Annotated in this window: 31 protein-coding genes; 15 read left to right on the top strand and 16 right to left on the bottom strand. The window is 54.6% G+C overall.

The window, feature by feature from the left end:
• Window positions 1-276 precede the first annotated feature (276 nt).
• Window positions 277-1,323, top strand: coding sequence for an L-asparaginase 2 (gene ansB, locus HMPREF0201_RS17975; RefSeq protein WP_016538173.1), 1,047 nt, complete (start codon window positions 277-279; stop codon window positions 1,321-1,323).
• A 47-nt stretch (window positions 1,324-1,370) separates the two neighbouring features.
• On the opposite strand, the gene hemW is transcribed toward ansB, so the two are convergent.
• From hemW to HMPREF0201_RS17950, 5 genes are read right to left on the bottom strand one after another with little or no spacing between them, the layout of a single operon-like run.
• The gene (hemW, locus tag HMPREF0201_RS17970; RefSeq protein ID WP_016538172.1) at window positions 1,371-2,507 is read right to left on the bottom strand and encodes a radical SAM family heme chaperone HemW; all 1,137 of its coding nucleotides are present in this window, start codon (window positions 2,505-2,507) and stop codon (window positions 1,371-1,373) included.
• The gene (locus HMPREF0201_RS17965; RefSeq protein WP_016538171.1) at window positions 2,500-3,093 is read right to left on the bottom strand and encodes an XTP/dITP diphosphatase; all 594 of its coding nucleotides are present in this window, start codon (window positions 3,091-3,093) and stop codon (window positions 2,500-2,502) included. Before HMPREF0201_RS17965 ends, hemW begins: the two co-directional genes overlap by 8 nt.
• A 14-nt stretch (window positions 3,094-3,107) precedes the next feature.
• Entirely contained in the window at window positions 3,108-3,407 is a 300-nt protein-coding gene (gene yggU, locus HMPREF0201_RS17960; protein WP_039898816.1) for a DUF167 family protein YggU, read from the bottom strand.
• Complete coding sequence (locus tag HMPREF0201_RS17955; RefSeq protein ID WP_016538169.1) at window positions 3,404-3,958, bottom strand: YggT family protein; 555 nt, start codon at window positions 3,956-3,958, stop codon at window positions 3,404-3,406. Before HMPREF0201_RS17955 ends, yggU begins: the two co-directional genes overlap by 4 nt.
• A gap of 24 nt (window positions 3,959-3,982) precedes the next feature.
• Window positions 3,983-4,687: a YggS family pyridoxal phosphate-dependent enzyme gene (locus tag HMPREF0201_RS17950; RefSeq protein ID WP_016538168.1), complete on the bottom strand. Its 705-nt coding sequence runs from the start codon at window positions 4,685-4,687 to the stop codon at window positions 3,983-3,985.
• Window positions 4,688-4,704: 17 nt separating this feature from the next.
• Here HMPREF0201_RS17950 and HMPREF0201_RS17945 point away from each other — a divergent pair, with 17 nt between their 5' ends.
• From HMPREF0201_RS17945 to HMPREF0201_RS17935, 3 genes are read left to right on the top strand one after another with little or no spacing between them, the layout of a single operon-like run.
• A complete protein-coding gene (locus tag HMPREF0201_RS17945) occupies window positions 4,705-5,730 on the top strand; it encodes a type IV pilus twitching motility protein PilT (protein WP_016538167.1) in 1,026 nt (341 codons plus the stop codon).
• 60 nt (window positions 5,731-5,790) lie between these two features.
• Window positions 5,791-5,973: a type II toxin-antitoxin system HicA family toxin gene (locus tag HMPREF0201_RS17940; protein WP_016538166.1), complete on the top strand. Its 183-nt coding sequence runs from the start codon at window positions 5,791-5,793 to the stop codon at window positions 5,971-5,973.
• 23 nt (window positions 5,974-5,996) lie between these two features.
• The gene (locus HMPREF0201_RS17935) at window positions 5,997-6,452 is read left to right on the top strand and encodes a type II toxin-antitoxin system HicB family antitoxin (protein WP_039898815.1); all 456 of its coding nucleotides are present in this window, start codon (window positions 5,997-5,999) and stop codon (window positions 6,450-6,452) included.
• A gap of 5 nt (window positions 6,453-6,457) precedes the next feature.
• On the opposite strand, the gene ruvX is transcribed toward HMPREF0201_RS17935, so the two are convergent.
• From ruvX to metK, 8 genes are all read right to left on the bottom strand, one after another.
• Window positions 6,458-6,877: a Holliday junction resolvase RuvX gene (ruvX, locus tag HMPREF0201_RS17930; protein ID WP_016538164.1), complete on the bottom strand. Its 420-nt coding sequence runs from the start codon at window positions 6,875-6,877 to the stop codon at window positions 6,458-6,460.
• The gene (locus HMPREF0201_RS17925; protein WP_016538163.1) at window positions 6,877-7,440 is read right to left on the bottom strand and encodes a YqgE/AlgH family protein; all 564 of its coding nucleotides are present in this window, start codon (window positions 7,438-7,440) and stop codon (window positions 6,877-6,879) included. Before HMPREF0201_RS17925 ends, ruvX begins: the two co-directional genes overlap by 1 nt.
• 148 nt (window positions 7,441-7,588) lie before the next feature.
• The gene (gene gshB / locus HMPREF0201_RS17920) at window positions 7,589-8,536 is read right to left on the bottom strand and encodes a glutathione synthase (RefSeq protein WP_016538161.1); all 948 of its coding nucleotides are present in this window, start codon (window positions 8,534-8,536) and stop codon (window positions 7,589-7,591) included.
• Window positions 8,537-8,548: 12 nt separating this feature from the next.
• Window positions 8,549-9,280 carry a 16S rRNA (uracil(1498)-N(3))-methyltransferase gene (gene rsmE, locus HMPREF0201_RS17915; protein ID WP_016538160.1) on the bottom strand — a complete coding sequence of 244 codons (732 nt, stop codon included), beginning with the start codon at window positions 9,278-9,280 and terminating at the stop codon, window positions 8,549-8,551.
• Between the two features lie 98 nt (window positions 9,281-9,378).
• A complete protein-coding gene (gene endA, locus HMPREF0201_RS17910) occupies window positions 9,379-10,086 on the bottom strand; it encodes a deoxyribonuclease I (RefSeq protein WP_016538159.1) in 708 nt (235 codons plus the stop codon).
• A 92-nt stretch (window positions 10,087-10,178) separates the two neighbouring features.
• A complete protein-coding gene (locus HMPREF0201_RS17905; RefSeq protein ID WP_071704115.1) occupies window positions 10,179-10,694 on the bottom strand; it encodes a SprT family zinc-dependent metalloprotease in 516 nt (171 codons plus the stop codon).
• 70 nt (window positions 10,695-10,764) lie between these two features.
• A complete protein-coding gene (locus HMPREF0201_RS17900) occupies window positions 10,765-12,159 on the bottom strand; it encodes a sugar porter family MFS transporter (RefSeq protein WP_016538157.1) in 1,395 nt (464 codons plus the stop codon).
• 392 nt (window positions 12,160-12,551) lie between these two features.
• On the bottom strand, window positions 12,552-13,706 hold the full coding sequence (gene metK / locus HMPREF0201_RS17895) for a methionine adenosyltransferase (RefSeq protein WP_016538156.1): 1,155 nt from the start codon (window positions 13,704-13,706) through the stop codon (window positions 12,552-12,554).
• 447 nt (window positions 13,707-14,153) lie between these two features.
• Here metK and HMPREF0201_RS23555 point away from each other — a divergent pair, with 447 nt between their 5' ends.
• From HMPREF0201_RS23555 to speA, 3 genes are all read left to right on the top strand, one after another.
• The gene (locus HMPREF0201_RS23555; protein ID WP_016538155.1) at window positions 14,154-14,291 is read left to right on the top strand and encodes a hypothetical protein; all 138 of its coding nucleotides are present in this window, start codon (window positions 14,154-14,156) and stop codon (window positions 14,289-14,291) included.
• A gap of 101 nt (window positions 14,292-14,392) precedes the next feature.
• The gene (gene yqgB, locus HMPREF0201_RS22705; RefSeq protein ID WP_147293950.1) at window positions 14,393-14,539 is read left to right on the top strand and encodes an acid stress response protein YqgB; all 147 of its coding nucleotides are present in this window, start codon (window positions 14,393-14,395) and stop codon (window positions 14,537-14,539) included.
• Window positions 14,532-16,508: a biosynthetic arginine decarboxylase gene (gene speA / locus HMPREF0201_RS17890; RefSeq protein WP_016538154.1), complete on the top strand. Its 1,977-nt coding sequence runs from the start codon at window positions 14,532-14,534 to the stop codon at window positions 16,506-16,508. Before yqgB ends, speA begins: the two co-directional genes overlap by 8 nt.
• Window positions 16,509-16,547: 39 nt before the next feature.
• On the opposite strand, the gene HMPREF0201_RS17885 is transcribed toward speA, so the two are convergent.
• Together HMPREF0201_RS17885 and HMPREF0201_RS17880 are read right to left on the bottom strand one after the other, a co-directional pair.
• Complete coding sequence (locus HMPREF0201_RS17885; RefSeq protein WP_016538153.1) at window positions 16,548-17,849, bottom strand: type II toxin-antitoxin system HipA family toxin; 1,302 nt, start codon at window positions 17,847-17,849, stop codon at window positions 16,548-16,550.
• A 2-nt stretch (window positions 17,850-17,851) separates the two neighbouring features.
• Window positions 17,852-18,217 carry a helix-turn-helix domain-containing protein gene (locus HMPREF0201_RS17880; protein WP_016538152.1) on the bottom strand — a complete coding sequence of 122 codons (366 nt, stop codon included), beginning with the start codon at window positions 18,215-18,217 and terminating at the stop codon, window positions 17,852-17,854.
• Window positions 18,218-18,540: 323 nt separating this feature from the next.
• On the opposite strand from HMPREF0201_RS17880, the gene speB reads away from it, so the two are divergent.
• Window positions 18,541-19,461, top strand: a complete 921-nt coding sequence (gene speB, locus HMPREF0201_RS17875; protein ID WP_016538151.1) for an agmatinase — start codon at window positions 18,541-18,543, stop codon at window positions 19,459-19,461.
• 3 nt (window positions 19,462-19,464) lie between these two features.
• Here speB and HMPREF0201_RS17870 read toward each other — a convergent pair whose 3' ends face one another.
• Window positions 19,465-20,676, bottom strand: a complete 1,212-nt coding sequence (locus tag HMPREF0201_RS17870; protein ID WP_039898813.1) for an MFS transporter — start codon at window positions 20,674-20,676, stop codon at window positions 19,465-19,467.
• A 414-nt stretch (window positions 20,677-21,090) separates the two neighbouring features.
• On the opposite strand from HMPREF0201_RS17870, the gene HMPREF0201_RS17865 reads away from it, so the two are divergent.
• From HMPREF0201_RS17865 to HMPREF0201_RS17835, 7 genes are all read left to right on the top strand, one after another.
• Window positions 21,091-21,414 carry a Rieske (2Fe-2S) protein gene (locus HMPREF0201_RS17865; protein ID WP_039898812.1) on the top strand — a complete coding sequence of 108 codons (324 nt, stop codon included), beginning with the start codon at window positions 21,091-21,093 and terminating at the stop codon, window positions 21,412-21,414.
• A complete protein-coding gene (locus HMPREF0201_RS17860) occupies window positions 21,411-21,719 on the top strand; it encodes a recombinase-like helix-turn-helix domain-containing protein (RefSeq protein ID WP_016538147.1) in 309 nt (102 codons plus the stop codon). Before HMPREF0201_RS17865 ends, HMPREF0201_RS17860 begins: the two co-directional genes overlap by 4 nt.
• A 10-nt stretch (window positions 21,720-21,729) precedes the next feature.
• Window positions 21,730-22,752, top strand: coding sequence for an aromatic ring-hydroxylating oxygenase subunit alpha (locus HMPREF0201_RS17855; RefSeq protein WP_016538146.1), 1,023 nt, complete (start codon window positions 21,730-21,732; stop codon window positions 22,750-22,752).
• Window positions 22,752-23,501, top strand: coding sequence for an SDR family oxidoreductase (locus HMPREF0201_RS17850; RefSeq protein ID WP_016538145.1), 750 nt, complete (start codon window positions 22,752-22,754; stop codon window positions 23,499-23,501). The genes HMPREF0201_RS17855 and HMPREF0201_RS17850 overlap by 1 nt, the downstream gene beginning before the upstream one ends.
• A gap of 14 nt (window positions 23,502-23,515) precedes the next feature.
• Entirely contained in the window at window positions 23,516-24,304 is a 789-nt protein-coding gene (locus HMPREF0201_RS17845) for an IclR family transcriptional regulator (RefSeq protein WP_016538144.1), read from the top strand.
• A 78-nt stretch (window positions 24,305-24,382) separates the two neighbouring features.
• Window positions 24,383-25,309 carry a VOC family protein gene (locus HMPREF0201_RS17840; RefSeq protein WP_016538143.1) on the top strand — a complete coding sequence of 309 codons (927 nt, stop codon included), beginning with the start codon at window positions 24,383-24,385 and terminating at the stop codon, window positions 25,307-25,309.
• Window positions 25,306-26,493, top strand: a complete 1,188-nt coding sequence (locus tag HMPREF0201_RS17835; protein ID WP_016538142.1) for an NAD(P)/FAD-dependent oxidoreductase — start codon at window positions 25,306-25,308, stop codon at window positions 26,491-26,493. Before HMPREF0201_RS17840 ends, HMPREF0201_RS17835 begins: the two co-directional genes overlap by 4 nt.
• The last annotated feature ends 3 nt before the right edge of the window (window positions 26,494-26,496 follow it).

Raw genomic sequence — 26,496 nt, 5'->3', positions numbered from 1 at the left:
TGAACTCCGCCTTTTCAGTTATCCTGGCTTATCCGCTAAGCATGGCTTTGTAACAGACATATCGACAATATAAGAACCAACACTTTTTCCCGTCAGCGCAAAAGATAAAAAATGGAATCCCGCTTCCTGCTATTTATTAATATTTTCCTTTTATTGGTTTCTGTATCTAATAATCGTGATTATTAGAGAGCGTTTATCTGGTTAATGGGCTGTAGTCACATTATTCATCTTTGATGCTGGGATAATGCGGCAAATTCACATAACTGGAGAATTAAAATGAAGTTTTTTGGAAAAATGGCGCTTCTCACAGTAGTTATGGGGTTCAGCGGTGCAGCCCTTGCTTTGCCTCATGTCACTATTTTGGCAACCGGCGGCACTATTGCCGGAGGCGGTGATTCGGCAACGAAATCTAATTACACCGCCGGTAAAGTCGGCGTAGAGAATTTGGTTAACGCGGTACCGCAGCTAAAAGATCTGGCGGTGGTGAAGGGCGAGCAGGTCGTTAATATCGGTTCGCAGGATATGAACGATCGGGTCTGGCTGACGCTGGCGAAGAAAATTAACACCGACTGCGATAAAACCGATGGATTTGTTATTACCCACGGTACGGACACGATGGAGGAAACCGCCTATTTCCTCGATCTCACGGTGAAATGTAATAAGCCGGTGGTTCTGGTAGGCGCGATGCGTCCGTCGACCTCGATGAGCGCCGATGGCCCATTTAACCTCTATAACGCGGTGGTCGCGGCCGTTGACCCGCAGTCTGCCAACCGTGGGGTGATGGTCGTAATGAATGATACCGTGCTGGATGGGCGTGACGTCACCAAAACCAGTACTACGGATGTTGCGACGTTCAAGTCAGTCAACTTTGGTCCGCTGGGCTATATCCATAATGGCAAAATTGACTATCAACGCACTCCGGCGCGTAAGCACACAACGTCCACGCCGTTTGACGTATCGACGCTGAGCGAGCTGCCGAAGGTGGGTATTATCTATAACTATGCTAATGCCTCTGACCTGCCGGTGAAAGCGCTGGTGGACGCTGGCTATGAAGGGATCGTTAGCGCCGGTGTGGGCAACGGTAACCTGTATAAGACCGTGTTCGATACTCTTGCGACCGCCGCGCACGAGGGGACCGTTGTGGTTCGCTCATCGCGAGTGCCGACAGGTTACACCACCCGTGATGCGGAAGTGGATGATGGGAAGTATGGTTTTGTCGCCTCTGGTTCGCTGAACCCGCAAAAAGCCCGCGTGCTGTTGCAGCTGGCGCTGACTAAAACCAAAGATCCGAAGCAAATTCAGGAAATGTTTAACCAGTACTGATCCGTACGCCCGCCCTGGCCGTCCAGCCAGGGCATCACAGGAAGAGGTTACTCGGCAAGGAACAGTTCAAGCAGGGAGTTTAAAAACAGCTTCCCGTGCTCGGTTATCTGCCAGTACTCATCCGTTTCAGTCATATAGTTTTTCGCCATCGCCTCATCCAGCTGCGGGCGAATTGTCGCTTCATCCAGCCCGGTATACAGCGTGAATTCGCTGCGAGGCGCAGCTTCCAGCAGGCGGAAGCGGTTCATAAAGAACTCAAACGGCTTATCTTCCAGCGCCACGTCGTGCTGGCGATCGAGATATTTCCCTTCCATATAGCCGCGAGGATGGCGAGTTTTGGCGGTACGCATAATACGCCCATCCGGGAACGTCACTTTGCCGTGAGCGCCGCAGCCGATGCCGAGATAGTCACCAAAGCGCCAGTAATTCAGGTTGTGCTGGCACTGGTAACCCGGTTTTGCATAGGCCGAGGTTTCATATTGCCGGTAGCCCGCAGCGGTTAGCAGCTTATCGCCCTGCTCGAAGATATCCCACAGCGCATCGTCATCCGGCAATTTTGGCGGCCGTGAGCTAAACAGCGTATTCGGTTCAATCGTCAGCTGATACCAGGAAAGGTGTGGGGGATTCAGTTCAATCGCCTGGCGCAAATCGTCCAGTGCTTCTTCCAGAGACTGGTCCGGCAGGCCGTGCATCAGGTCCAGGTTAAAGCTGCGCAGGCCGAGACCGCTGGCAAGGTTTGCCGCTCTTTTCGCTTCACCTGAGTCGTGAATGCGCCCGAGGCGTTTTAGTTTCGGCTCGCTGAAGCTCTGCACGCCGATGGAAATTCGGTTCACGCCCGCTTTCTGGTAGCCAACAAAGCGGTCGGCTTCTACCGTGCCGGGGTTGGCTTCCATGGTGATTTCCGCGTCATCTGCCAGTTTTAAGCGCGAACGAACGCCGTCCAGCAACATCTGCATGGCCTCGCTGGAGAGCAGGCTTGGCGTACCGCCACCGATAAAAATGGTCTTTATTTCACGCCCTTGTGCCAGCGGCACATCGCAGTCCAGGTCACGTAGCAGATGGCCAACGTATTCTTCGTGCGGCACGTCGCCCTTTAGCGCGTGGGAGTTGAAGTCACAGTACGGGCACTTCTGTACGCACCAGGGGATGTGAATGTAGAGACTCAGGGGTGGCAAATTAGCCATTACGCATTGCTTCCAGTAACAGTTTCAGCGCTTGCCCACGATGGGAAATCGCGCTCTTTTCTTCGCGGGTCAGCTCCGCCGCCGTTTTACCTGCGGACGGAACATAGAAAATAGGATCGTAGCCAAAGCCGCCCTGGCCTGCCGATGTCTGGGCGATAACGCCCGGCCAGCTGCCGTGGAACACCAGCGGCGTTGGGTCTTCGGCGTGGCGCATATACACCAGCACGCAGTGGAACTGAGCCTGGCGTTCATCGTCGGGTACATCTTTCAGGGCAACCAGCAGCTTCTCAAGATTCTGCTGGTCGGTTGCCTCTTCACCCGCATAGCGTGCGGAATAAATGCCCGGCGCGCCGCCCAGCGCGTCCACCGCCAGGCCGGAGTCGTCGGCAAGCGCCGGTAGCCCGGTAACTTTAGCCGCGTGGCGAGCCTTCAGAATGGCGTTCTCAATAAAGGTCAGTCCGGTCTCTTCCACCGACTCTACGTTCAGCTCGGTTTGTGCCACCACGTCGAGGCCAAAATCCGCCAGCAGGCTGGCGAGTTCACGCACTTTACCGGCGTTCCCGGTAGCTAATACGACTTTTTGCATAGCGAATCCTGTATTTATTCGAGGGGTTCAATCAATGCCGCGACTTCCGTCGGGATTTGCTGCGGGCCAATAATTTTAACTTGTTTATGGCGGCCAAGGTCACCTTTCTCTATCACCACCTGGCCTTTAGCGACCCGGAACTGCTTTGCGAGGAACTTCACCAGGTGGGCATTGGCCTGCCCGTCAACCGGCGGAGCGGTGATGGCGACTTTTAATTCGTCGCCATGCACGCCAACCAGGCTGTCGCGGCTGGCCTTCGGCTGAATATACAGCCTTAGCACCAGCCCGTCGGGCAGTTGAGTCACTGGACTCAAAGCGCGTACCAGAGACCCGGGAACAGATCCATACCGAGGTAGTTCAGCGCATAGAGGATAAGAATGACCACCATTGCCGAGAAGTCGATGCCGCCCATAGCAGGCAAAATACGGCGGATTGGCGCCATCATCGGCTCGGTCAACTGCATCAGCACATATTCAACCGGGCTGCGGCCCTGGCTTATCCAGCTCATCAGAGAGCGGATAATAATCACCCAAAATACCAGCGTACCGGCGGATTTCAGCAGCGACAGCACGCCGATGACTAAATTAAACGGATCCAGCGAAAGGCCGCCGGACTGAATCAGCAGCAGAATCGGGTACTTAAGCGTGGTGAGAATAAAAGCCACCAGCAGGGACGATGTATCAATCGGCCCGATTGACGGAATAACACGGCGCAGCGGCCCGATAACGGGCTGGGTAATTTTTACAATAAATTGGGCAAACGGATTGTAGAAATCACAGCGCGCCCACTGCATCCAGATGCGGATAAGCAGCACCATTACGTAAAGCTCAATCAGGGTTTTGACCAGGAAAGTCAACGTTAGCATGGTGTTCCTCAAAAATGATGGTGATTAACGAGCGGAATAATCCCGCGCGCCGAAAATAGCGGTTCCAATGCGCACCATGGTGCTGCCTGCGGCTATCGCGGCTTCCATGTCATCGGTCATGCCCAGAGATAATGTATCTACCGTTGGGTAACGGTGTTTAAGCGCTTCGCAGGCCTCCGCCATCTGGCGGCAGACGGCAAACTGGCGCTCGTAATCGGGTTCCGGAGCCGGGATGGCCATCAGCCCCCGCAGCGTCAGGCCCGGCAGGGCAGCGACTTCTGCTGCCAGCTGTTCCAGCTCGCTTAACGCGATGCCGGACTTGCTCTGCTCATCGCTGATATTTACCTGAATCAGCACATTTAAAGGCGGCAGGTTTGGCGGGCGCTGCTCGCTTAAACGGCTGGCAATACGCAGCCGGTCAACGGTATGGCACCAGTCAAAATTCTCCGCCACCAGGCGACTTTTATTCGACTGCAACGGCCCGATAAAGTGCCACTCCAGCCCTTCAACGCCCTGCTCAGCAAAGTGGTGAATTTTATCCACACCTTCCTGAACATAGTTTTCGCCAAAGGCAGAATGCCCCGCCGCAATCGCTTCTGCGATGGCGCTCGCAGGCTTGGTTTTGCTTACTGCAAGCAGAGTAACTTCTTCGGGGGATCGGCCGCAGCGTGCCGCAGCGGCTGAGATCTTCCCGTGAACCTGTGCCAGATTGTGCGCTATCTCATTCATGATCGTTGGAGAGTGATATGGATATCGAAGAAATTGTGGCCCTTAGTGTAAAGCATAATGTCTCCGATCTACACCTGTGCGCGAGTCAACCGCCGCGCTGGCGAAGATGTGGCAGGCTGGAGCTATGCCCGGAAGCGGCCCCTGAGGTTGAGTCGCTCCTTAATATCTGGCTTGTCGAAGAGCAGCGGCGGCAGCTAGAACAAACAGGGCAGCTTGATTTTGCCCTCACGCTTGAGAGCGGTCTCCGCCTGCGTGCTAACGCTTTTCGCCAGCGTGAGGGGTACTCTCTGGCGCTTCGCCTGCTGGCATCATCCTGCCCGTCTCTCGAAGAGATTGGCACTCCGGCGCTTGTTGCCCGGCTTTTACAGGAGCAGGAGGGGCTTGTGTTGGTCACCGGCGCGACGGGGAGCGGCAAGTCCACCACGCTTGCGGCAATGATCCAGCATCTGAATCACCACGCTGATTACCATGTTTTAACGCTCGAAGACCCGATTGAATTTATTCACTCCTCCGCCAGATGCCTTATCCAGCAGCGCGAGCCAGGAAGCCACTGTGAGAACTTTGCGGCCGGGCTTAAGGCCGCTCTGAGGGAAGATCCCGACGTTATCCTGCTGGGTGAACTGCGGGACAGCGAAACCATTCGCCTCGCACTTACCGCTGCCGAAACCGGGCATCTGGTATTAGCCACTCTGCACACACGCGGAGCTACGCAGGCGGTTGAGAGGCTGGTTGACGTTTTCCCGGCCGAAGAGAAAAGCCTGATTCGCACCCAGCTTGCCGGCAGCCTGAAAGCGGTGCTGGCGCAGAAACTGGTAGCCGCCAGCGGCGGCGGAAGGGTGGCGCTGTACGAACTGCTGGTGAACACCCCGGCAGTGGCTAATTTGATACGCGAAGGTAAAACCCATCAGCTACCGGGCGCGCTGCAAACCGGCCAGCAGCACGGCATGCAGAATTTTTCCCAAAGCGAGGCGCAGCGGCTGCGTGAAGGAAAAATTGCTGAAGATGACCGGGCAGTCGGCGGGCTATGGGAGAAGATATTTTGAACGCTTTTATTGCTTTTGTGTGTATTAGTGTGTATTTTGGTTATCGTTCTGGAGGTCAGCATGACTTCCGCTGAGCTGATAAAGGAATTGAAGGATGCAGGTTGTGAACCCGTCAGGCGTTCGGGAGGTAGCCACTGGATCTGGTGGTCGCCTGATACCGGAAAAACGTTCCCGATCCCTCATCCCAAAAAGGATTTGCCCATCGGTACTGTCAAATCCATTCGTAAAATGGCGGGTATTTAGCCTGCCGCTGCCGGAGGTTGATGATGTTTTTTTCTGTTGGTGTGGAGTTACCCGCAACTGAAAACGAAGCGTTTGGCCTGGTTGTACCCGCGTTATGCAACGATGATTTTGGCTGCGTGTCGGCGGCAGATACCCAGGCTGATATTGCGCCGATGGTGCAGGATGCGGTGCTGTCGATTGCCGATTTAATGGTGGAGAGCGGAAAGGATATTACTCAGCTCCGCGATGCCGGGCCTTTTGCTTATGCGGCAAACCCGGACTACGCCTACTGCACCCAGTGGTTACTGGTCGATGTGGATTTATCTGCGCTGGAAGGGAAGCAGCTGCGGCTAAACATTATGCTGCCGGACGCGCTGCTGCGGCGTATTGACTCCCGGGTGAAGCAGCCTTCATCAGGCTACCGGGACCGCAGCCATTTTCTGGCAATTGCCGCGAGGCATGAACTGCAGAGCGCAGGTAACGACGCGCCCGACAGGTAAACCCGTTAAGGGTTATATTCAAACCAGCTTTCGAGAATGATAACGGCGGAAGCCGAGTCGATGCTGCCTTTGTTCAGCGCACGAAAACCGCCGTGCTCAAACAGCCCGGCGCGAGCCTCTACCGTGCTCAGGCGCTCATCCTGCAATGAAACCTTAACGCCAAAGCGGCCGTGTAGGCGGTTTGCGAACTTACGTGCGCGCGCCGTAAGCGGCTGTTCGGTGCCGTCCATATTCAGCGGCAGGCCAACCACGACTTCTTCCGGCTGCCACTCTTTCAGAATTTTTTCTACCGCGTTCCAGTCCGGCGTGCCGTCCTGAGCTTTTAGCGCGGTTAACGGGCGGGCGGTGCCGGTAATTCTCTGGCCAATGGCTACGCCGATGCTTTTGGTGCCAAAATCGAAGGCCATCAGGGTTCCGCTGCTCATCAGGCGTGCCCCGCTTCGTTTGGCATATTGTGGATGTCTATACCGATAAGGCGAGCGGCCTCGCGCCAGCGTTCGGCTATCGGGGTGTGGAACAGGATTTCCGGAGCTGCCGGGGCCGTTAGCCACGAATTCTCCAGAATCTCCTGCTCAAGCTGGCCTTTCTCCCACGAAGAGTAGCCCAGTGCCACCATCACTTCTTTCGGTTGCTTAGCGGTGCCCAGCGTCTCAAGCACATCACGAGAGGTGGTAATCACCGTGTCGTCTGAAATACGAATGCTGGAGCCAAACGAGTCCGGCGTAGAGTGCAGAATAAAGCCGCGGTCTTCCGCCAGCGGGCCGCCGATAAACACCGGTTTGTCGAGGCGAATACTACTGTCGCGCGGTTCAGGTTCGATTTTCAGCTTTTCGAGAACGCCTTCAACCTGAAGGTTTTCCAGCGGCTTATTGATGATAATCCCCATCGCGCCTTCATCGTTGTATTCGCAGATATAGACTACGGAGCGCTTAAATAAGGGGTCCTGGAGAGCCGGCATGGCAATAAGAAAGTGATGCTGTAAATTCATTGTCAGAGGTTCTGATCCCGGTTGAAAAAGCGGCAGTGGATGCGCGAAGAGTGGTCAGTTTATCACTAATGAAGGAGTGCGGGCTACCCGGCCGGCCGCTGAGCCGTAGCGAGTTAAGCGGCGGGCGGCAAGGCGCCCGCCGTCACGCTTAGTTAGCCAGGCGCTTTTCGATGGCGTCAAACAGCATGCCGGTAATAGAAACCGGGAACTCCGCTTCGATTTCGCGAATGCAGGTCGGGCTGGTGACGTTAATTTCGGTCAGGCGGTCGCCGATGATATCCAGGCCAACAAAAATCAGGCCCTTCGCTTTCAATGTTGGCCCAACGCGGCGGGCGATTTCCCAGTCGCTTTCGGTCAGCGGGCGAGGTTCGCCGCGGCCACCTGCGGCCAGGTTACCGCGAGTTTCGCCACCCTGCGGAATACGTGCCAGGCAGTATGGAACCGGCTCGCCGTCCACTACCAGTACGCGTTTGTCGCCGTCTTTAATCGCCGGCAGGTAATTCTGCGCCATGCAGTAGCGGCTGCCCAGCTCTGTCAGCGTTTCTGCAATCACGCCGATATTTGGGTCATCCTGCTTCACGCGGAATATAGACGCGCCGCCCATGCCGTCCAGCGGTTTCATGATGATGTCGCCGTGCTGCTGCCAGAAGGCTTTAAGCTGCGCCTTGTTACGGGTGACCAGCGTTTCCGGGGTCAGATCAGCAAACCAGGCGGTGAACAGCTTTTCGTTACAGTCGCGCAGGCTCTGCGGCTTGTTGACGATGAGGGTGCCTTTTTCTTCAGCGCGCTCAAGGATGTAGGTGGCATAGATAAATTCGGTATCGAACGGCGGATCTTTGCGCATCAGGACAACGTTCAGGTCGGCCAGGGCGATGTCCTGCTCGGTGCCGAACTCGTACCATTTATCGTAGTTTTGCTCGACGCTAAGCAGCCGGGTGCGGGCGCGCGCTTCGCCGTTGTTCAGATACAGGTCGGCCATTTCCATATAGTGCAGCTCATAGCCGCGACGCTGCGCTTCCAGCAGCATAGCGAAGCTGGAGTCTTTTTTGATGTTGATGTGTGCGATGGGGTCCATCACGATGCCGAGCTTGATCATTGTTGTTCTCCTTTAGCCCAGGTCGCCAAAGCGCACCTGCAAGGCGGTAATGGCGGTGAGCGCGGTGGTCTCAGTACGCAGAACGCGCGGTCCCAACAGAATATCAGTAAATTGATGGTTCGCGGTCATGGCAATCTCATCGGCGGTTAAGCCGCCCTCCGGGCCAATCAGCAGGCGTACCCGCTCTACGGGCTGCGGCAGGGTATTAATACTGGCGCTGGCGCGCGGGTGCAGGTTGAGCTTCAGCGCGTCATCTTGCTCGGCGCACCAGGCGTCCAGCTCCATCGCAGGGCGTACTTCAGGCACCCGGTTGCGGCCACACTGTTCGCAGGCGGCGATGGCGATTTTCTGCCACTGCTGAAGCTTTTTATTCAACCTTTCGGCATCCAGTTTTACCCCACAGCGTTCGGAAAACAATGGGGTAATCACGTTGACGCCCAGCTCGACGGCTTTCTGGATGGTAAATTCCATCTTTTCTCCACGCGACATCACCTGGCCCAAATGCAGCCAGAGCGGCGATTCGCGGTCGTCCTCGCTGGCGGCAAGCACTTTCACTCGAACGGTTTTTTTATCCGCCTGAACTATCTCAGCGTCAAATACCTGGTTACTGCCGTCGAACAGCTGAACGGCCTGCCCGGCGCCCATGCGCAGTACGCGGCCAACGTGGTTAGCGGCGTCTTCGCACAGCGCAATATCCTCGCCGACGGAAAGGGGCTCAGGGTGATGGATGCGGGGTATACGCATGGTTTATAAGATCCGAATGCAGAGGCAAACATGTTTCAGCCTCTCTATGCAAAGAGAGGCAAGATTGCACGGTAATAGAAGATGACCGCTAGTGTAGGTTAGCTGTTTCGCGCCTGGCAAGCCCGCAGCACATATGGGTTATGGTTACCCTGAACTTTGGCAATACGCTCGTCGCGTTCGCATTCCCAGTCGGTGACCGGATAGCGCTTATCCCAGGCCTGGAACAGTTGGGTCTGCTGGCGTGAAAGTGAGAGCTGGTACTGGTCACGCATGTAGAAGTAGGTGCGGGCGATGGCGCCGCGTGCGCGTTCCGGCGGCTCGGCAACTTTATCTTTAAAATCAACCTTCATTGCGCACTGGCCGTACTGGCCTTCGCCGCCGTTCCACTGGCTGTACATAAAGTTATTTCTGTCGGCGTTCACCTCGCCGACTGCGGGTTGCAGGTTGTGCATATCGCTTTCAATCTTGCGGTATACCGGGTCTTTACCGCAGTTTTTACGCCCGCCATCCTGCCAGCATTGCAGCAGGTGGCCGAACTGCCAGGCCGGCATGACGTGTTCCCATTCAATACGCGTGGCGCGGTTTTCATTTTTCCGCACCTTATACCCGCACGATTCAAGATCGGGGACGCCTTTTTTACCCTGCCAGCTAATTTTGCAGCCGCAATAGAAATCGCCCGGTGCGTCGGCATTAACCTTAACGCCGGCCGTTTTGGCCTGTGAGAAGCTATTGATACCCGTGCTGAATGCGGAGAAAGAGCTGATGGCTGCAACGAATGCAACAGCCAAAGAAAATTTGCGAGACATTTCCAGAATCCTTGCTAAAACGTGTCCGCACCCTACCTGATCGTTTATCCAGTTTCAATCAGTCAGGACGGAAAATTTTTCTGGAATAGTTATTAATTACAGTGAGTTGTAACATCAGGCTTTAACAATTGACCACAGCGTGTACAACGATATTCGGCTTCGCCGCGCAGCACGCGGTTATGGCGGCGCACGGTGAGTTGATGCTGCTGGCAGGGGCAACGATAGGGGAAGGTGTTCTTGCGTACCGACTCGACTTCAAACTGGTGGGTGCGGCGAGCCGGAACGCCGAGCACGGTTTCCATCATCCACTTCCACTCTTTGCCGTGCGGCGCGACGCGGCCAAAATGCTTCCAGACCAGCAGGTGAGCAAGCTCATGAGGCACCACTTCCTCAACAAAAGCCTGCTGGTTTTCCATCAGCAAAACGGGATTGAGGCGGATTTCATAGCTTTCGAGCCACGCGGTACCTGCCGCGGTTCCACGCTGCTGATACACCACTTTGGGCTCGGGGTAGCTACGGCCCAGATGCGAGTTCGCCTGCTGGAGTTTTTCTCGCAGGCAGCGCATAACGGCCTGCTGAATGGCAATGGGGAGTCGGGGGGCTTTCATAGCGGCAGAGAATAAAGTGGGTGGAGGCAAGGTGCAAGCCCCTCTCGTGGAGGAGAGGGGCAGGTAAAACTTAGTTGTGGGCGCCAATCTCGCGCAACTTACGGCCTTTCATCAGGTTACGTTCAATGTGCTCCAGAGAGACATGCTTGGTTTCCGGAATCAGCCACAGGGTCAGGACAATAAAGAACAGGTTGAGCGCCCCGTAAACCCAGAAGGTGTTGGCGTTGCCCAGCGTATTCAGCATGGTCAGGAAAGTAGCCCCGACAATCATGTTGGCAATCCAGTTGGTGGCGGTGGAGCAGGTGATACCGAAATCGCGGCCTTTCAGCGGCTGGATTTCGGAACACAGTACCCAAATCAGCGGGCCAGCGCTCATAGCAAAACCAACGATAAACATCAGCAGCATGGCAATAGCGAAGTATTGTGCACCCTGGGAGTGAATGCCGATGTGCATCATCGTGCCCAGCACGCCCATACCCACGGCCATGACCAGGAAGCCCAGAACCAGCGTAGGTTTACGGCCCCAGCGGTCAACCAGACCAATGGCAATAAAGGTCGCCAGGACGTTAATCAGGCCGACGATGACGGTGCCCCACATTTGCTGGGTGGTATTCGCAAAACCGGCGATTTCGAAGATCTTCGGCGCGTAATACATGATGACGTTCATGCCGGTGAACTGCTGCATTACCTGCAACAGAACGCCGAGGAATACCGCGCGGCGGAAGTTGGAGTTGTCTTTAAATAGCGCCCAGCCGCTCTGTTTTACCTTCAGGCTTTCGCGAATTTCTTCCAGCTCTTTTTTCGCTTCTGCGCTGGTGTCTCGCAGGCGCAGCAGCACGCGTTCGGCATCGTGGAAGCGGCGTTTAGCGGCGAACCAGCGCGGGCTGTCCGGCAGGAAAAATACGCCAACCAGCAACAGCAGGGCAGGAAGGGTTATCACGCCCAGCATCCAGCGCCAGGACTCGGTGTAGCTGAACGCCGTATCTGAAAGATAAGCGCCGAGAATACCGATGGTAATCATCAACTGGTACATCGAAATCATGCTACCGCGTATTTTTTCCGGCGCTATTTCTGACAAGTACAGCGGTGCGGTGTAGGACGCAACGCCTACCGCCAGGCCAAGCAATACGCGTGAGACGATTAATACTTCGGTATTGGGCGCAAAGGCTGAGCAAAGAGAGCCTACGACAAACAGCACCGCGCCAATCATCAGGCTGTATTTGCGGCCCAGTTTGAAGGAGAGCCAGCCGCTGCCGACCGCGCCGACGGCTGCGCCGAACATCATTGAGCTAACGACCCATTCCTGAGTGTGGGAAGTAATCTGGAAATCTTTAGCGATAAACGGCAGGGCACCGGCAATCACGCCGATATCAAGGCCAAACAGCAGCCCGGCGAGCGCCGCCAGGAAGCAGACAAAAAAGGTCATGCTCTTATTGGAACGCTTTTGTTTTTGATAGTCAGGCATAACGCCCTCCAGGTGGATTATTCAGATTTGACGCTAATAAGGGTAGGCCAGCGGCGGGCAAAAGTGTGTGATGATAATCACAGCTATGTAATCGGTTACACTGATGCTGTTGATTAAAAACCGGGTGCTAATCGACAAAACATAGAGTTAATGGCGACTAAAGCCAACGTTATGGTTAAAAATAAGCTTAATCTGAAGTGTTATGTAACAAATGATGTGCCTTCCCTGAGCGCATGACGAATTGAACGATAAAAGTCTTTATATGCAAATGTAATCGGTTTCACTTTTCGTCAAATGAGGGAGGATTCAGGAAAAATACAGAGGGTTTAAGCGAGGGCAGAAAAGTAAAAGGCCAGCATTAGCTGGCCTTTAAAGTGCGGAGCGCAGGCGGATTATTTCAGGCCAGCAGCTTCACGCAGCAGGGCGGCTTTGTCGGTTTTTTCCCAAGGGAAATGTTCGCGACCAAAGTGACCGTAAGCGGCGGTTTCTTTGTAGATCGGGTGCAGCAGATCCAGCATCTGGATAAGGCCGTATGGGCGCAGGTCGAAGAATTCACGCACCAGCAGGGTCAGCTGCTCGGTAGAGATTTTCTCAGTACCGAAGGTTTCCACCATGATGGAGGTCGGTTCTGCTACGCCGATAGCGTAGGAAACCTGAATTTCACAGCGGTCCGCAAGGCCAGCAGCCACGATGTTTTTTGCTACATAGCGAGCAGCATATGCCGCAGAGCGGTCTACTTTAGACGGATCTTTACCGGAGAATGCACCGCCGCCGTGACGAGCCATGCCGCCGTAGGTATCAACGATGATTTTACGCCCGGTCAGGCCGCAGTCGCCCATCGGTCCGCCGATAACAAAACGGCCGGTTGGGTTGATGTGATATTTAGTAGAAGCATTCAGCCACTCGCCCGGCAGCACAGGTTTGATGATTTCTTCCATCACCGCTTCCTGCAGGTCTTTCAGCGCAACGTCTTCTGAGTGCTGAGTAGACAGAACAACCGCGTCAATACCGACGATTTTACCGTCGTCGTACTGGAAGGTTATCTGGCTTTTTGCATCAGGACGCAGCCACGGCAGGGTACCGTTTTTACGCACTTCAGCCTGGCGCTGCACCAGACGGTGAGCATAGGTAATTGGCGCAGGCATCAGCACGTCGGTTTCGTTGGTGGCATAGCCAAACATCAGGCCCTGGTCACCGGCACCTTGCTCCAGCGGATCGGTACGGTCAACGCCCTGGTTAATATCCGGAGACTGCTTGCCAATCGCGCTCAGTACCGCGCAAGAGTTGGCATCAAAGCCCATATCAGAATGCACATAGCCGATTTCACGCACGGTTTTGCGGGTGATCTCTTCGATGTCTACCCACGCGCTGGTGGTGATTTCGCCGCCAACCAGAACCATGCCGGTTTTTACATAAGTCTCACAGGCAACGCGCGCTTTAGGATCCTGCTCGAGGATAGCGTCAAGTACCGCGTCGGAGATTTGGTCAGCGATTTTATCAGGATGCCCTTCAGATACAGACTCGGACGTAAAAAGGTGCTTAGCCATATTTTCTTCACCCTAAGAGTAATTATTTAGTTCAGGCTGCTGCTCTGCGCCGCTAAGGCGGCGAGATGAACCAACCCGGGAACTTATTGCCGCAGATTGAAAAACAGGCAGTCTAACAGTTAATCAGTATAGATGGATTAACATCTGGACGGCCATTTTAGATTATTCAATCGGCAGATAGCCAGATTTTTTTAGAACAACGGCAATATGTGATAAATCTTTAGTGGAAAGGATTGCTGACATTGCTGGCAATTTACGCATTTTTGCTTTGCTTTTTACCCCTGATATCGGTATAAAGCGGCGCGCGCGGCTTAATCAAAAGCACACAAAATTTGTGTTGCCCACTTCCAGCCGGGTTGAGCAATTATTTAGAGCCTGTCCGCTACAGTGCTCACAGCTTTAGCTTGTCGCATACCCAACAACGTATGCGTGGAGGTGACTGGATTAATGAACCGCCGTCTTTCGAACAACCTGGCATGCCGTCCTGGCGTGCGTATGCTCCTCGCAGCCTGCATCTCATGTTTTCAACCTTGCCGATGTTGTACCCATCTCGGCGCTTCTCAGGATCCCCGGGCCGGTGTTTGACATTCCGTGGTTGCTGAACAAGGGCGCTCTTGTTTAACAAGAGTTTTCTCGTGGTTTCGCCGACCTGTCATACAGTGTTCGGTTACGTGTTTTACAATGATATGAAAATGAAACCGGTCGCACAGCTATGCTGTCAGCGTCTTATGCTGGCAATGCGCGCTGTTAATGGGTTGTTATTGCAGGATACCCCTGCGATAGTAGTCAACTGTTTTGCACATTCGACAAAATTTGAGGTTCGCCATGACTGACAAAATCACTTCTGTTTCGGGTTCGTCAGTGGGCGAGCAAGATGTACACCGTTCCATTCAGGAGGTTGCCATGAGCTCCGAGGAAGCCAGTAAGATGTTGCGTACTTATAATATTGCCTGGTGGGGTAATAACTATTATGACGTCAACGAGCTGGGCCATATCAGCGTATGCCCGGATCCGGACGTTCCGGACGCTCGTGTCGATCTTGCCGAGCTGGTAAAAGCTCGCGAAGCTCAGGGCCAGCGCCTGCCTGCGCTGTTCTGCTTCCCGCAGATCCTTCAGCATCGTCTGCGTTCAATTAACGCGGCTTTCAAACGCGCTCGTGAGTCTTACGGCTATCAGGGCGACTATTTTCTTGTTTACCCGATCAAGGTAAATCAGCACCGCCGTGTGATTGAGTCACTGATTCATTCCGGCGAGCCGCTGGGCCTGGAAGCGGGTTCTAAAGCAGAGCTGATGGCTGTTCTGGCGCATGCAGGGATGACGCGCTCCGTTATCGTGTGTAACGGTTATAAAGACCGCGAATACATTCGCCTGGCGCTGATCGGTGAGAAGATGGGCCACAAGGTCTATCTGGTTATCGAGAAGATGTCCGAGATTGGCATCGTGCTGGAAGAAGCAGAACGCCTGAACGTGATCCCGCGCCTTGGCGTGCGTGCGCGCCTGGCTTCTCAGGGCTCCGGCAAATGGCAGTCTTCAGGTGGCGAAAAATCTAAATTTGGCCTGGCGGCCAATCAGGTTCTGCAACTGGTGGAAATCCTGCGTGAACGCGGCCGCCTGGACAGCATTCAACTGCTGCACTTCCACCTCGGCTCGCAGATGGCTAACATCCGCGACATCGCGACCGGCGTTCGTGAATCCGCACGTTTCTACGTTGAACTACACAAGCTGGGCGTTAACATTCAGTGCTTCGATGTGGGCGGCGGCCTGGGCGTGGACTACGAAGGGACGCGTTCCCAGTCCGACTGTTCGGTGAACTACGGCCTGAATGAGTACGCCAACAACATCATATGGGCGATTGGCGATGCCTGCGAAGAGAATGGCCTGCCGCACCCGACGGTGATTACCGAGTCTGGTCGTGCCGTAACCGCACACCACACCGTGCTGGTTTCCAATATCATCGGCGTTGAGCGTAACGAATATACCGAAGCTACGCCGCCGGCTGATGACGCACCGCGCGCGCTGCAAAGCATGTGGGAAACCTGGCTGGAAATGCACCAGCCTGGCACGCGCCGTTCGCTGCGTGAATGGCTGCACGACAGCCAGATGGACCTGCACGATATCCACGTTGGTTACTCCTCCGGCGCCTACAGCCTGCAGGAGCGCGCCTGGGCCGAGCAGCTCTATCTGAACATGTGCCACGACGTGCAGAAGCAGCTCGACCCGAGCAACCGCGCACATCGTCCGATTATCGACGAACTGCAGGAGCGCATGGCGGACAAAATGTACGTCAACTTCTCGCTGTTCCAGTCGATGCCGGATGCGTGGGGTATTGACCAGCTGTTCCCGGTGATGCCGCTGGAAGGGCTGAACCATGCGCCGGAACGCCGTGCTGTGCTGCTGGATATCACCTGCGATTCCGACGGCGCAATCGACCACTATGTGGACGGCGACGGGATAGCGACTACGATGCCAATGCCGGAATACGACCCTGAGAACCCGCCGATGCTGGGCTTCTTTATGGTCGGCGCATACCAGGAAATTCTGGGCAACATGCACAACCTGTTCGGTGATACCGAAGCGGTGGACGTGTTCGTGTTCCCTGACGGCTCGGTAGAAGTTGAGCTGTCTGATGAAGGCGATACCGTGGCGGATATGCTGCAATACGTGCAGCTGGATCCGAACAAGCTGCTGACCCAGTTCCGCGATCAGGTGAAGAACACCGATCTTGACGATGCGCTGCAACAGCAGTTCCTCGAAGAGTTTGAGGCGGGTCTTTACGGTTATACGTATCTGGAAGACGAGTAAGTTAGCCCGGACGAGCTCCCGCTACCGGGGGCTCGTTTTTTAAATATCCAGCACCAGATTTTGGGTAATCTCATCCCGAAGAGTCGGGAAAACGTGGTTTTCTTCGGCTATTTCCGGCCAGCGTCGCACTTCATTAATAATGCCATCAATTATCTTGTTGGATTTACGCGGGGTTAGGCTGCCTATCAATTGGCCTACGCTCAACAAATCCTCACGAGTAAAATTGTCGCGTTTACCGGCAATGGTCATCTGATGTTTGTCTACCCAGGGCGATCCCGGTTTATAACTGTAGGCAATGTCATAAGCCGGAGCCAGGACCCAGCGAAAGTCATCATCTACTAAAAATGCCGTGTTTTTAGTGTGATCGTCATGGTTGCGGGCAATAACATTGAACACCATACGCCTGAATATTTGTTCCTGCTCTTTGTTTGACAGCGCTAATTTTCGGGCCACGGCCAGAAGCTCTTCGTAGCTGTAATAACCGGGTTTTTTGAAGTCAGCGTGATCCATACCGCATAGTGTTAAGACATGGTATTTCTGGTTTTCTTCTCGATCGAAACGGCGGGTCATAAAATGACTACGACCATTTTCGGCCAGAATTTCGCAGGGGGACATGTTGATACCACAACCCGTCGCCATTAACGAGTAGCTGTATTCCATCAGGCCAAAACCTTTAGGATCGCCAAATGTTTCCGTATTGGTATTGTGTTCCGTAACACCATCAAATTTTAATAAATAATGCTCAAATCCGGCAGGAGTATCCACCTGTCCGGATAAAATCTGGGTTCTGTCTTTGTTCACCGCAATGACGGCTTTCGGCCTGGCTCCACCTGCTGATGTTCCTACCTGCAATAGGTGGGACATCGCGTTTTGTTCGTTTGCGGTAATATCAACATGGTTACGATCGTTCAGAACTTTTTGCGCCAGTTCGACGAGCGCAGGCAGTTGGAGTGCGTCACCGTTATTTTTCGGAAGTTGGATGGCATTCTGATACTCCAGCGCGCCCATTCCTCGTGTGCCGGTATAAAGCAACCTGTCCAGTGCGCCAAATTGTGATTTGTCCAGCCCTTGCCGCGCCAGCCAGCTGTTTATCAAGGCGTTACCGAAGTCATCGGGCAATGAGTCGGCAAACACCGAGGGGAGGCCCCGATAGGTTTCAAAAGACAGTGAGGGAAAATTTTGTGGTGCTTTCGTCAAGGGCATGTGTAAAGGTGATAATGAAAAGCCTTCTGCTACCCACGCGGCATCATACTCAAAAGATACCCACGGTGAATCTTCCGTAATGGCCAGGGTTCCTACGTCAACCCCGGAGAACTGAACCTTGCAAGCCTGGGTAATCATCGTTATTCCCCTGTTTTGAGTTTTTTTCGCCGCTCCATCATGCTGCGGATTTTGATCATTTGCGCTGATGTTGACGCTGCTTTTTTACCTGTCGGGGAAACCTGAGACCATACTTCTGCCGGGCGTATAGTGGGGGAGGGGATCAGGTGATTAAAATTATCCAGCAACTGTAGTTCGCGAAGAACGGCAATAAATATGAGTAAGTTGCATGAGCCCGTTTTTAGTGAGCGGTAGGTCTTTGGTGTTATTCCTATCCGCTCTGCCAGCATGAGCTGGGTTATTTTCATTGTTTTGCGGCGAGCTTCTATTCGGGTGAACAGCATTCCGGCCAGAGCACTATCAGTCAGCGTTTTCGAAAATTCTTTCATGGGTCAAATTCTACCTTTCAATGGCGTTTTATGCCTATTTTAGGTAGTTTACTACTCTTTTTTTAAGTGTGCTTATTTATTGTTTGAGGGGTAGTAGATTACCCTTTAATGATTGCTTTTGGTGCTTGAGGGTAAAATATTACCTTTTTTTGTGCTGCACCGTGTTTCGAATCATACTCTCTTCATCTATTGAACCCTGACCCGATTGCGGCGATAATCCGCACAATATAAGCAGTACCGAATCCAATCCCTTCCTCGTCGGGTTTAACGACGCGGAGGGGATTTTTTTTGATATCGACTAACCCCAACCGAGAGGTCAGACAATGAGCACCTTAGGCCACAAATACGATAACTCCCTGGTATCTAATGCCTTTGGTTTTTTACGTTTCCCGCTGAACTTCCAGCCGTACGATAGCGATGCGGACTGGGTTATCACCGGCGTTCCGTTTGATGCGGCAACCTCCGGTCGCGCGGGTGGTCGTCACGGCCCGGCAGCGATTCGTCAGGTATCCACTAACCTGGCATGGGAAGGCAACCGCTTCCCGTGGAACTTCGACATGCGCGAGCGCCTGAACGTTGTGGACTGCGGCGACCTGGTATATGCCTTCGGCGATGCCCGCGAGATGAGTGAAAATCTCCAGGCTCATGCCGAGCGTCTGCTGGCTTCCGGCAAGCGTATGCTCTCCTTCGGTGGCGACCACTTTGTGACTCTGCCGCTGCTGCGCGCCCATGCTAAGCACTTCGGTAAAATGGCGCTGGTGCATTTTGATGCCCACACCGATACCTACGCTAACGGCTGCGAGTTCGACCACGGCACCATGTTCTATACCGCGCCAAACGAAGGCCTGATCGATCCGAACCACTCCGTGCAAATCGGGATCCGTACCGAGTTTGATAAAGACAACGGTTTTACCGTGCTGGACGCGGGCCAGGTTAACGATCGCGGCGTGGACGATATTCTGGCACAGGTTAAGAAAATCGTTGGTGATATGCCGGTTTACCTGACCTTCGATATCGACTGTCTGGACCCGGCATTCGCTCCTGGCACCGGCACGCCGGTTATCGGTGGCCTGACGACCGACCGCGCTCTGAAGCTGGTACGCGGCCTGAAAGATTTGAATATCGTCGGTATGGACGTTGTGGAAGTGGCCCCGGCCTACGACCAGTCTGAAATCACTGCCCTGGCCGCCGCTACCCTGGCGCTGGAAATGCTGTACATCCAGGCCGCTAAAAAAGGCGAGTAAACCTTACGCGCTAATTGCTGCTGCGCGATGCATGCGCAGCAGCAACATTCCTCCCGCCAGCAGGGTAATAACCTGCGATACAACCAGCACCGAAAAACCTGAACTGACCGACCCTACCGATTTCATCACTATCCCCATCAGCAGCGGAATAAATGCCGCGCAGATGTTGCCGATCCCATTGATTACTCCATATGCACTACCGACCGCTTCCCGTGCGGCATGATGCTGGATTACCGCTGGAATGGCGGCACCCTGTAGCCCCCAGAAGATATTCGCTGAGAGCATAAACAGCGCAAGCCATGATGGCTGGTGGCTCAGCATCAGCGCGATAACGGAGAGTGCGGTCAGCAAGCCGCCCACCACAAATAGCACTGGCGCTTGTTCCGGGCGTATCTTGTCGAGCAGTACCCCGCCAAGGAATTTAGAGCCCAGACTCAGCAGAAAAGGAATGGCCGCTAACATTCCCGTCGCATGCAGCGAGAAGTGGTGCTCATCACGAAGCCACGCGGGCAGCCAGGCGCTGCTGCCCCAGAGATAACTTAACGTGGCAATTTCAACCAGCAGCGTCCACCCCAGCAGCGGCGTTTGCCAGGCAAGCGTAAATGTCTGCACGATCCCCGGTTTTTTCATCCTCGCCGTACTGCGTGGGGCAGGCAGGAACCGCCAGATTAACCCGCCACCCAGTACCAGATTCATTACCGCCAGGGCATAAAACGAACCGGCCCACCCCAGATGTGTCATCAACCAGGTGACCAGCGGAAAGCCCACGGCCAGCCCGAGAGAGACGCCCAGGGCGGTAACAGCATTGGGTTTTCCGATCTCTTCAGCCTTGAAGTTATCGCTGATAAAGCGCGTTTTTAGCGAAAAAAGTGGCCCTTCAGCAATGCCCAGAACCCCGCGTGCGATGAGCATTCCCATTAGCGAGCCCAGAAGCGGAGAAATTGCGCAAACCACAGCCCAAATCGCAATACTGCTTAATAATCCCTGGCGATATTGTAATTTGCTTTCGATAACCGGAGTTAATAACAAAGCTGAAAAACCATAACCCAGGAGAAAGAAGGTTATTAGCATTCCCTGTAACATTCTGTTTTCATTTAGCTGAAAATGTTCGGCAAATTCCGGATTTAAAATCATTACCGAAATATTTACCCGGTCGATGTAGGAAATAATAATAAGCAGCAATAGTGCTATTGTGCCTTGCCATCTTGCCGTCATCATGTCCGCCTTATATTCTGATTTATTTATATTTTTATGAGTGTGATTATCACAATGCTAAAATGGTTAACCTGTGAAACTCATTGTTTATAAACAATAAAATTAAAATTTGTTTCATGGGTGAAACATCCTCCATTTCCGTTAATTTATTTTTAAGAAGGAATTGGAAAATAAGTCAATATTTTTTTTATTCAAAGTACAGAGCGCTAATAAGGCTCATCAGTCACGCCTGAAGAATGAAATTTTCATATTTCTGCATTTTTTCGTGATCGCTTGCACAGATAGATAATTAAAACCCCTTCCATTAACAAATGATTCACAAATCAGCTTGACGAAAACGTCATCGCTTTTATATTGACCGTATTAAATAAGAAACAGAGTTTCATATATGAAACAAAAGCCTGGAGGATCGTGATGAGCTGGATAGGCGTATGTGACGCAGAGCAAGTACAGGAAGATTTCCCTTTTAGCGGCAATGTCGAAGGTAAAGAGATCGGCGTTTATTTGATTGACGGTGAATATTACGCCCTGGAAGACGTATGCCCCCATGCTTATGCGCTGCTGAGCCAGGGCTTCGTTGAGGACGGTAAGGTGGAGTGCCCGCTGCATGAGGCGGTTTTCGACGTAAAAACCGGCCAGTGCCTGCATGGCCCCGGCGGACGCAATCTGAACCGCTTCCCGGTTCGCATAGTTGAAAACCAGATCCAGATTACCTTTGTCGAGGAGACCGTGGCATGAGCGATACCCTGAACTTCAACCCGGCGCTGCCGGAAAGCCGTCAGTTTACCCCTCCGGCAGAAGGCGGTAACGGTGCCATCCATAAGCCGGGTGATTACCAGAACCTTATCTGGCAGACCCGCAGCCGCGTCCCGGAAAACTGGGAAGTGAACCTTATCGCCACGCTGGAAGATCTCTTTGAGCAGGGAGTGGAAACCTTACCGGAATTGGTCAAGGGGCTGAACGCGGTGCGGATGCACGATCTACAAGGCGAGCCGTGGAACGAAGCCAGCTTCCAGGCATTCTTACAGGTTAACGGCTATTGAGGGCAACGCGATGACGACTACCGTACAACACTATCTTGATAAAGGTCTGCGTGGCCTCTGGTATCCGGTACTGGCAAGTTGGGAAGTGCAGTCTGCGCCGGTGGGCATTACCCGCCTGGGCGAGCAGATTGTGGTCTGGCGGAATAAAGATGGCCAGGTTCAGGCCCTGGAAGACCGTTGTCCACACCGTGGCGCACGTTTGTCGATGGGCTGGAACCTCGGCGACCGTATTGCCTGCTGGTATCACGGCCTGGAAGTAGCGGGAAACGGCGAGGTGAAAGATGTGCCTGCCGTGGACAAATGCCCGCTGGTTGGCCAGCAGTGCGTGCGCAGTTACAACGTGCAGGAAGCGCACGGCGCCATTTTCCTGTGGTTTGGCGTAACGGCGGAACAGCAGCCGGATGAGCTGACCTTCCCGGATGAGCTGGCGGACGGCGAAACCTACAGCAACTTCCTGTGTACTGCCGCATGGCAATGCAATTACCAGTACGCGCTTGAAAACGTTATGGACCCGATGCACGGCACCTATCTGCACTCATCTTCACACTCAATGGCGGAAGGCGATCGCAAGGCAGACATGGTGCTCCAGCCCACCAAAACCGGCTTTATCTTCGAGAAAAAAGGCCAGACAGGCGTTAACTTCGATTGGGTTGAATTGGGCAACAGCGGCGCTTTATGGATGCGCCTGTCGATTCCTTACAAGAAGCGCTTTGGGCCGGGTGGGCACTTCTTTATCGTCGGTATGGTGGTGCCGGAAGATAACGACAACTGCCGCGTCTTCTTCTGGCGTATTCGCCGCGTGCAGGGCTGGCAGCGCGATATGTGGCGCTTTATGTACCGCAACCGTCTGGAAAAACTGCACTGGGAAGTCCTGGAGCAGGACCGCGTGGTGCTGGAAAGCATGGCGCCGAATGCCCGCGAACATGAATACCTCTACCAGCACGACGTCGGTCTCTCCCGCCTGCGCCGTATGATGCAAAAAGCGGCCAGAGAGCAGCTGGCTCTCCGTGAAGAATCGCAGGGAGCGGCTTGATGAACGGGCTGTTGAGGGGAAAACGTATCGTCGTGACCGGTGCCGCTCGCGGGCTGGGCTATCACTTTGCTAAAGCCTGCGCGGAGCACGGCGCAGCGGTGGTGATGTGCGACATCCTGGAGGGCGAACTGGCTGAGAGTGCGCACGGGCTCAGTGCACAGGGGTATTCGGTTGCCTCCCACGTTATCGATCTGGCCGATCCGCGCTCTATTGAGCAGGTATTCAACGCGATTGGTGCTGAAGGGCAGATTGACGGCCTGGTGAATAACGCGGCGATGGCAACGGGCGTCGGCGGCGTAAACATGCTCGATTACGATCCCGATCTCTGGGATCGCGTGATGAACGTGAACGTCAAAGGCACCTGGCTGGTGACGCGCGCTGCGGTGCCGCTTATGCGCGAAGGGAGCGGGATTGTAAATGTTGCTTCTGACACCGCACTGTGGGGCGCGCCGCGCCTGATGGCCTATGTTGCCAGCAAAGGTGCGGTGATTGCCATGACGCGCTCGATGGCGCGTGAGCTGGGTGAGAAACGTATTCGTATCAACGCTATTGCGCCCGGGTTAACCCGCGTCGAGGCGACGGAATATGTGCCCGCCGAGCGCCATCAACTGTACGAAAACGGGCGGGCGTTAACGGGCGCGCAATTGCCGGAGGACGTCACCGGCAGCGTGGTCTGGCTGTTAAGCGATCTGTCGCGGTTTATTACCGGGCAGCTGATTCCGGTCAACGGTGGTTTTGTCTTTAACTAACGGGTGAAGCGATTATGGCAAACGATCAGGAAGTGAAGTATCTGGTGCCGGGGCTTGAGCGCGGGCTACAGCTGTTGCTGGCCTTCGGCGAGCAGCATCGCGAACTGACCTTTGCCGAGCTGCACCGGCTGGTGGATATGCCGAAAGCAACCGCCTACCGCGTGGTGCAGACGCTGGAGTACATGGGTTTTCTGGAGCGTAATACGCGCACTAATACCTTCTCGCTGGGCATGAATGTGCTGCGGCTGGGCTTTGAGTACATCGCCTCGCTGGATGTGGCGCAGGTGGGCCAGCCGGTGATTGAACAGCTGCGGGACATCAGCCAGTGCAGCAGTCATTTGGCTATTCGGGACGGACGGGACATTATCTACATCGCTCGCGTCAGCGCCGCCGGTTCGCGCATCAATCAGGTCAGTATTGGCACCCGTTTACCCGTGCACTGCACGTCGCTGGGGCGCATGTTGTTAACCGATATTTCTCGCGCTGACTTTGAACAGTTGTTCCCGCACGAGCGCCTGCCTGGCAACACGCCCGGGCAGCTTCACGACCGCGAAGCCCTGTGGCAGATGGTGCAACAGGACAAAGCCCGTGGCTATGTAATCGGCGAATCTTTCTTCCGCCACGGCATCTCCTCCATTGTTTATCCGGTGTATGACCGCAGCGGGCGTGTAGCAGCGGTAGTCAGCATTCTCGTGCCGTCGGAAGAGATCCCGCAAACGGACCGTGAACGTCTGCAAAACGACGTTCGTCTGGCGGCCGATAAAATTTCTGGCTTCTTAGGTTATTTGTCACAGGCCAGCTAAATCAGTGAGTTAACGTCAGGCGCTTAACTGCGTCGGGCATGTTTTACGCCCAATTTGGGCCAGATGAGGCAACGAACGATGAGTATAACCGGAATTGAAAAGCTGGAATTTGGCGTTGATAACCTGACGCACTGCGCCAAATTTATGCATGATTTTGGCCTGGCGGGCGATGCTGACGGCCGGTTTTTTACCACCTTAAGCGGCGCGCGCGTGGAGCTAAATGCAATTGATAGCCCGGACCTGCCGCCTGCGTTTGAAGCAGGCAACACCCTGCGACGCATGACCTGGGCGGTCGCCACGAAGGCAGACCTGGATGCCTTGCGTCCGAAGCTGCAATCCCAGCCCGGTTTTTGCGAAGTTGACGGTGCGCTGGAATGCCTCGACCCAAATGGCATGACCCTGCGCGTGCAGGTGAGCCAGCAGAAGCCGGTTGATCTGATTGTTGAACCCATTAACCAGTGGGGCGACGTGCGCCGCGTTGATACGCCAAGCCCGGTTTACGATCGCGCCCAGCCAATCAACGTTGGTCACGTAGTATTTTTTGTCGAAGCGCTGGCGGAGGTGGAGAAGTTCTATCGTGAGGTGCTCGGTTTCCAGGTTTCAGACCGTTACATCAACCGCGCCGTATTCCTGCGCTGCGGCGTGCGCGGGGGCCATCACAACCTCTTCCTGTTGCAGCTCCCTAACCGCAAGCGCGGGCTTAACCATGTGGCCTTTACCGTGCGTGATATCCACGAGGTGATCGGCGGTGGGATCGCGATGAACAAAAATAACTGGAGCACCTTTATCGGGCCTGGCCGCCATCCGGTTTCGTCAGCCTATTTCTGGTACGTCAACAGCCCTACGGGCGGCGCGTTTGAGTATTACACCAACGATGATTACCTGACCGAAAACTGGCAGCCGCGCGAGCTTGAACACTCTCTGGTCTCCTTTACCGAATGGGCGGTGGAAGGCGGCATCGACCATGACACCCGTCGCCAGCAAAAAAAGTTGGAGTCGGTATGACGTCGCGCATTGTCATAATTGGCGGCGGTCAGGCCGGTGGCTGGGCGGCAAAAACGCTGCGTGATGAGGGCTTTGACGGCGAGATTTGCGTCGTGGCGGAAGAAGAGTGGGATTTCTACGAGCGCCCGCCGCTCTCCAAAGCTTCTCTGCTGGATCCGGATGCCGTGCTGCCGCGCCTGTTTCCCGAGGAAGTGCAGCAGGCGCTGAACCTGACCTGGTATCGCCCGCTGCGCGCTGAGTCCTTTGATTGCGATACAAAAACGGTACGTTTAAGCAATGGCGAGCACCTGAGCTACAGCACCCTTTTAATCGCTACCGGGGGGCGTGCGCGCCTGCCCGGTGAGGCATGGGCCAACCATCCTCAGGTCTACACCCTGCGTCACTGGCAGGATGCGCAGCGTCTGAAAGCGCGCCTGGCGGGAAGCAAAACGCTGGCGATTGTCGGCGGCGGCTGGATAGGCCTTGAAATTGCCGCCTCCGCGCGTAAAAGCGGCGTGGCGGTCACACTGTTCGAGCAGCAGCCTGCGCTGTGCATGCGTTCTGTCAGCGGCGAGGTTTCTCAGAGATTAACCACTATTCATCGTGAGCAGGGCGTGGATATCCGTACCGGCGTTGGCGCGCTGGAGCTTGAGGATGATAACGGTCGGCCGGTTATTCATTGCGAGGGTAAACGTGAAAGCTTCGACGCCGTTGTTGTCGGGATCGGCGTCGATCTCAACCTGGAGCTGGCCCGTGACGCCGGGCTTAACATCGAGCGTGGGATCGTGGTGGATTCACAGGGGCGCACGTCGGATCCGTCCGTCTTTGCCGCGGGCGATGTGGCGCAGCACCATCACTTCGGACTGTGCATTCAGTCGTGGGCATTTGCCCAGAACCAGGCGGTGGCAACGGCCAAAGCGATGCTTAACCCTGATGCGCCGGGCTACGACGACGCGCCGTGGCTGTGGTCGGATCAATACCAGCACAATATCCAGATCCTCGGTATTCCGCAGCCTGGCAGCACAACCACAGTGCGTGAAGATTCGCTGTTCTTCTCGCTGGATGAGCACGGACGGCTGACCCAACTGGTGGCGTTTAACGATGCGCGCACCGTCAAGCTGGCGAAACGCTGGATGGCGGCGGGGCGGGATTTATCGGCCGTGCCGCTTACCGACCCGACGTTTTCACTGATGTCACTGCGATAGCTA

The sequence above is a fragment of the Cedecea davisae DSM 4568 genome, from assembly GCF_000412335.2.
Lineage (GTDB): Bacteria > Pseudomonadota > Gammaproteobacteria > Enterobacterales > Enterobacteriaceae > Cedecea > Cedecea davisae.
Note: the sequence above shows the minus strand (reverse complement) of the source record. Positions and strands in the feature narration are given on the sequence as shown.

Coding starts and splice junctions, on each gene's coding strand:
- HMPREF0201_RS17845 (WP_016538144.1), top strand. CDS start 23,516: ATGGCAAACGATCAGGAAGTGAAGTATCTGGTGCCGGGGCTTGAGCGC.
- speB (WP_016538151.1), top strand. CDS start 18,541: ATGAGCACCTTAGGCCACAAATACGATAACTCCCTGGTATCTAATGCC.
- endA (WP_016538159.1), bottom strand. CDS start 10,086: ATGTCTCGCAAATTTTCTTTGGCTGTTGCATTCGTTGCAGCCATCAGC.
- HMPREF0201_RS17850 (WP_016538145.1), top strand. CDS start 22,752: ATGAACGGGCTGTTGAGGGGAAAACGTATCGTCGTGACCGGTGCCGCT.
- HMPREF0201_RS17865 (WP_039898812.1), top strand. CDS start 21,091: ATGAGCTGGATAGGCGTATGTGACGCAGAGCAAGTACAGGAAGATTTC.
- HMPREF0201_RS17940 (WP_016538166.1), top strand. CDS start 5,791: ATGACTTCCGCTGAGCTGATAAAGGAATTGAAGGATGCAGGTTGTGAA.
- HMPREF0201_RS17840 (WP_016538143.1), top strand. CDS start 24,383: ATGAGTATAACCGGAATTGAAAAGCTGGAATTTGGCGTTGATAACCTG.
- HMPREF0201_RS17935 (WP_039898815.1), top strand. CDS start 5,997: ATGTTTTTTTCTGTTGGTGTGGAGTTACCCGCAACTGAAAACGAAGCG.
- HMPREF0201_RS17880 (WP_016538152.1), bottom strand. CDS start 18,217: ATGAAAGAATTTTCGAAAACGCTGACTGATAGTGCTCTGGCCGGAATG.
- HMPREF0201_RS17945 (WP_016538167.1), top strand. CDS start 4,705: ATGGATATCGAAGAAATTGTGGCCCTTAGTGTAAAGCATAATGTCTCC.
- HMPREF0201_RS17905 (WP_071704115.1), bottom strand. CDS start 10,694: ATGAAAGCCCCCCGACTCCCCATTGCCATTCAGCAGGCCGTTATGCGC.
- HMPREF0201_RS17955 (WP_016538169.1), bottom strand. CDS start 3,958: ATGCTAACGTTGACTTTCCTGGTCAAAACCCTGATTGAGCTTTACGTA.
- HMPREF0201_RS17885 (WP_016538153.1), bottom strand. CDS start 17,849: ATGATTACCCAGGCTTGCAAGGTTCAGTTCTCCGGGGTTGACGTAGGA.
- hemW (WP_016538172.1), bottom strand. CDS start 2,507: ATGGCTAATTTGCCACCCCTGAGTCTCTACATTCACATCCCCTGGTGC.
- rsmE (WP_016538160.1), bottom strand. CDS start 9,280: ATGCGTATACCCCGCATCCATCACCCTGAGCCCCTTTCCGTCGGCGAG.
- HMPREF0201_RS23555 (WP_016538155.1), top strand. CDS start 14,154: ATGAACCGCCGTCTTTCGAACAACCTGGCATGCCGTCCTGGCGTGCGT.
- ansB (WP_016538173.1), top strand. CDS start 277: ATGAAGTTTTTTGGAAAAATGGCGCTTCTCACAGTAGTTATGGGGTTC.
- gshB (WP_016538161.1), bottom strand. CDS start 8,536: ATGATCAAGCTCGGCATCGTGATGGACCCCATCGCACACATCAACATC.
- HMPREF0201_RS17855 (WP_016538146.1), top strand. CDS start 21,730: ATGACGACTACCGTACAACACTATCTTGATAAAGGTCTGCGTGGCCTC.
- HMPREF0201_RS17835 (WP_016538142.1), top strand. CDS start 25,306: ATGACGTCGCGCATTGTCATAATTGGCGGCGGTCAGGCCGGTGGCTGG.
- HMPREF0201_RS17870 (WP_039898813.1), bottom strand. CDS start 20,676: ATGACGGCAAGATGGCAAGGCACAATAGCACTATTGCTGCTTATTATT.
- speA (WP_016538154.1), top strand. CDS start 14,532: ATGACTGACAAAATCACTTCTGTTTCGGGTTCGTCAGTGGGCGAGCAA.
- HMPREF0201_RS17860 (WP_016538147.1), top strand. CDS start 21,411: ATGAGCGATACCCTGAACTTCAACCCGGCGCTGCCGGAAAGCCGTCAG.
- ruvX (WP_016538164.1), bottom strand. CDS start 6,877: ATGAGCAGCGGAACCCTGATGGCCTTCGATTTTGGCACCAAAAGCATC.
- yqgB (WP_147293950.1), top strand. CDS start 14,393: ATGAAAATGAAACCGGTCGCACAGCTATGCTGTCAGCGTCTTATGCTG.
- metK (WP_016538156.1), bottom strand. CDS start 13,706: ATGGCTAAGCACCTTTTTACGTCCGAGTCTGTATCTGAAGGGCATCCT.
- HMPREF0201_RS17925 (WP_016538163.1), bottom strand. CDS start 7,440: ATGAATTTACAGCATCACTTTCTTATTGCCATGCCGGCTCTCCAGGAC.
- HMPREF0201_RS17900 (WP_016538157.1), bottom strand. CDS start 12,159: ATGCCTGACTATCAAAAACAAAAGCGTTCCAATAAGAGCATGACCTTT.
- HMPREF0201_RS17965 (WP_016538171.1), bottom strand. CDS start 3,093: ATGCAAAAAGTCGTATTAGCTACCGGGAACGCCGGTAAAGTGCGTGAA.
- HMPREF0201_RS17950 (WP_016538168.1), bottom strand. CDS start 4,687: ATGAATGAGATAGCGCACAATCTGGCACAGGTTCACGGGAAGATCTCA.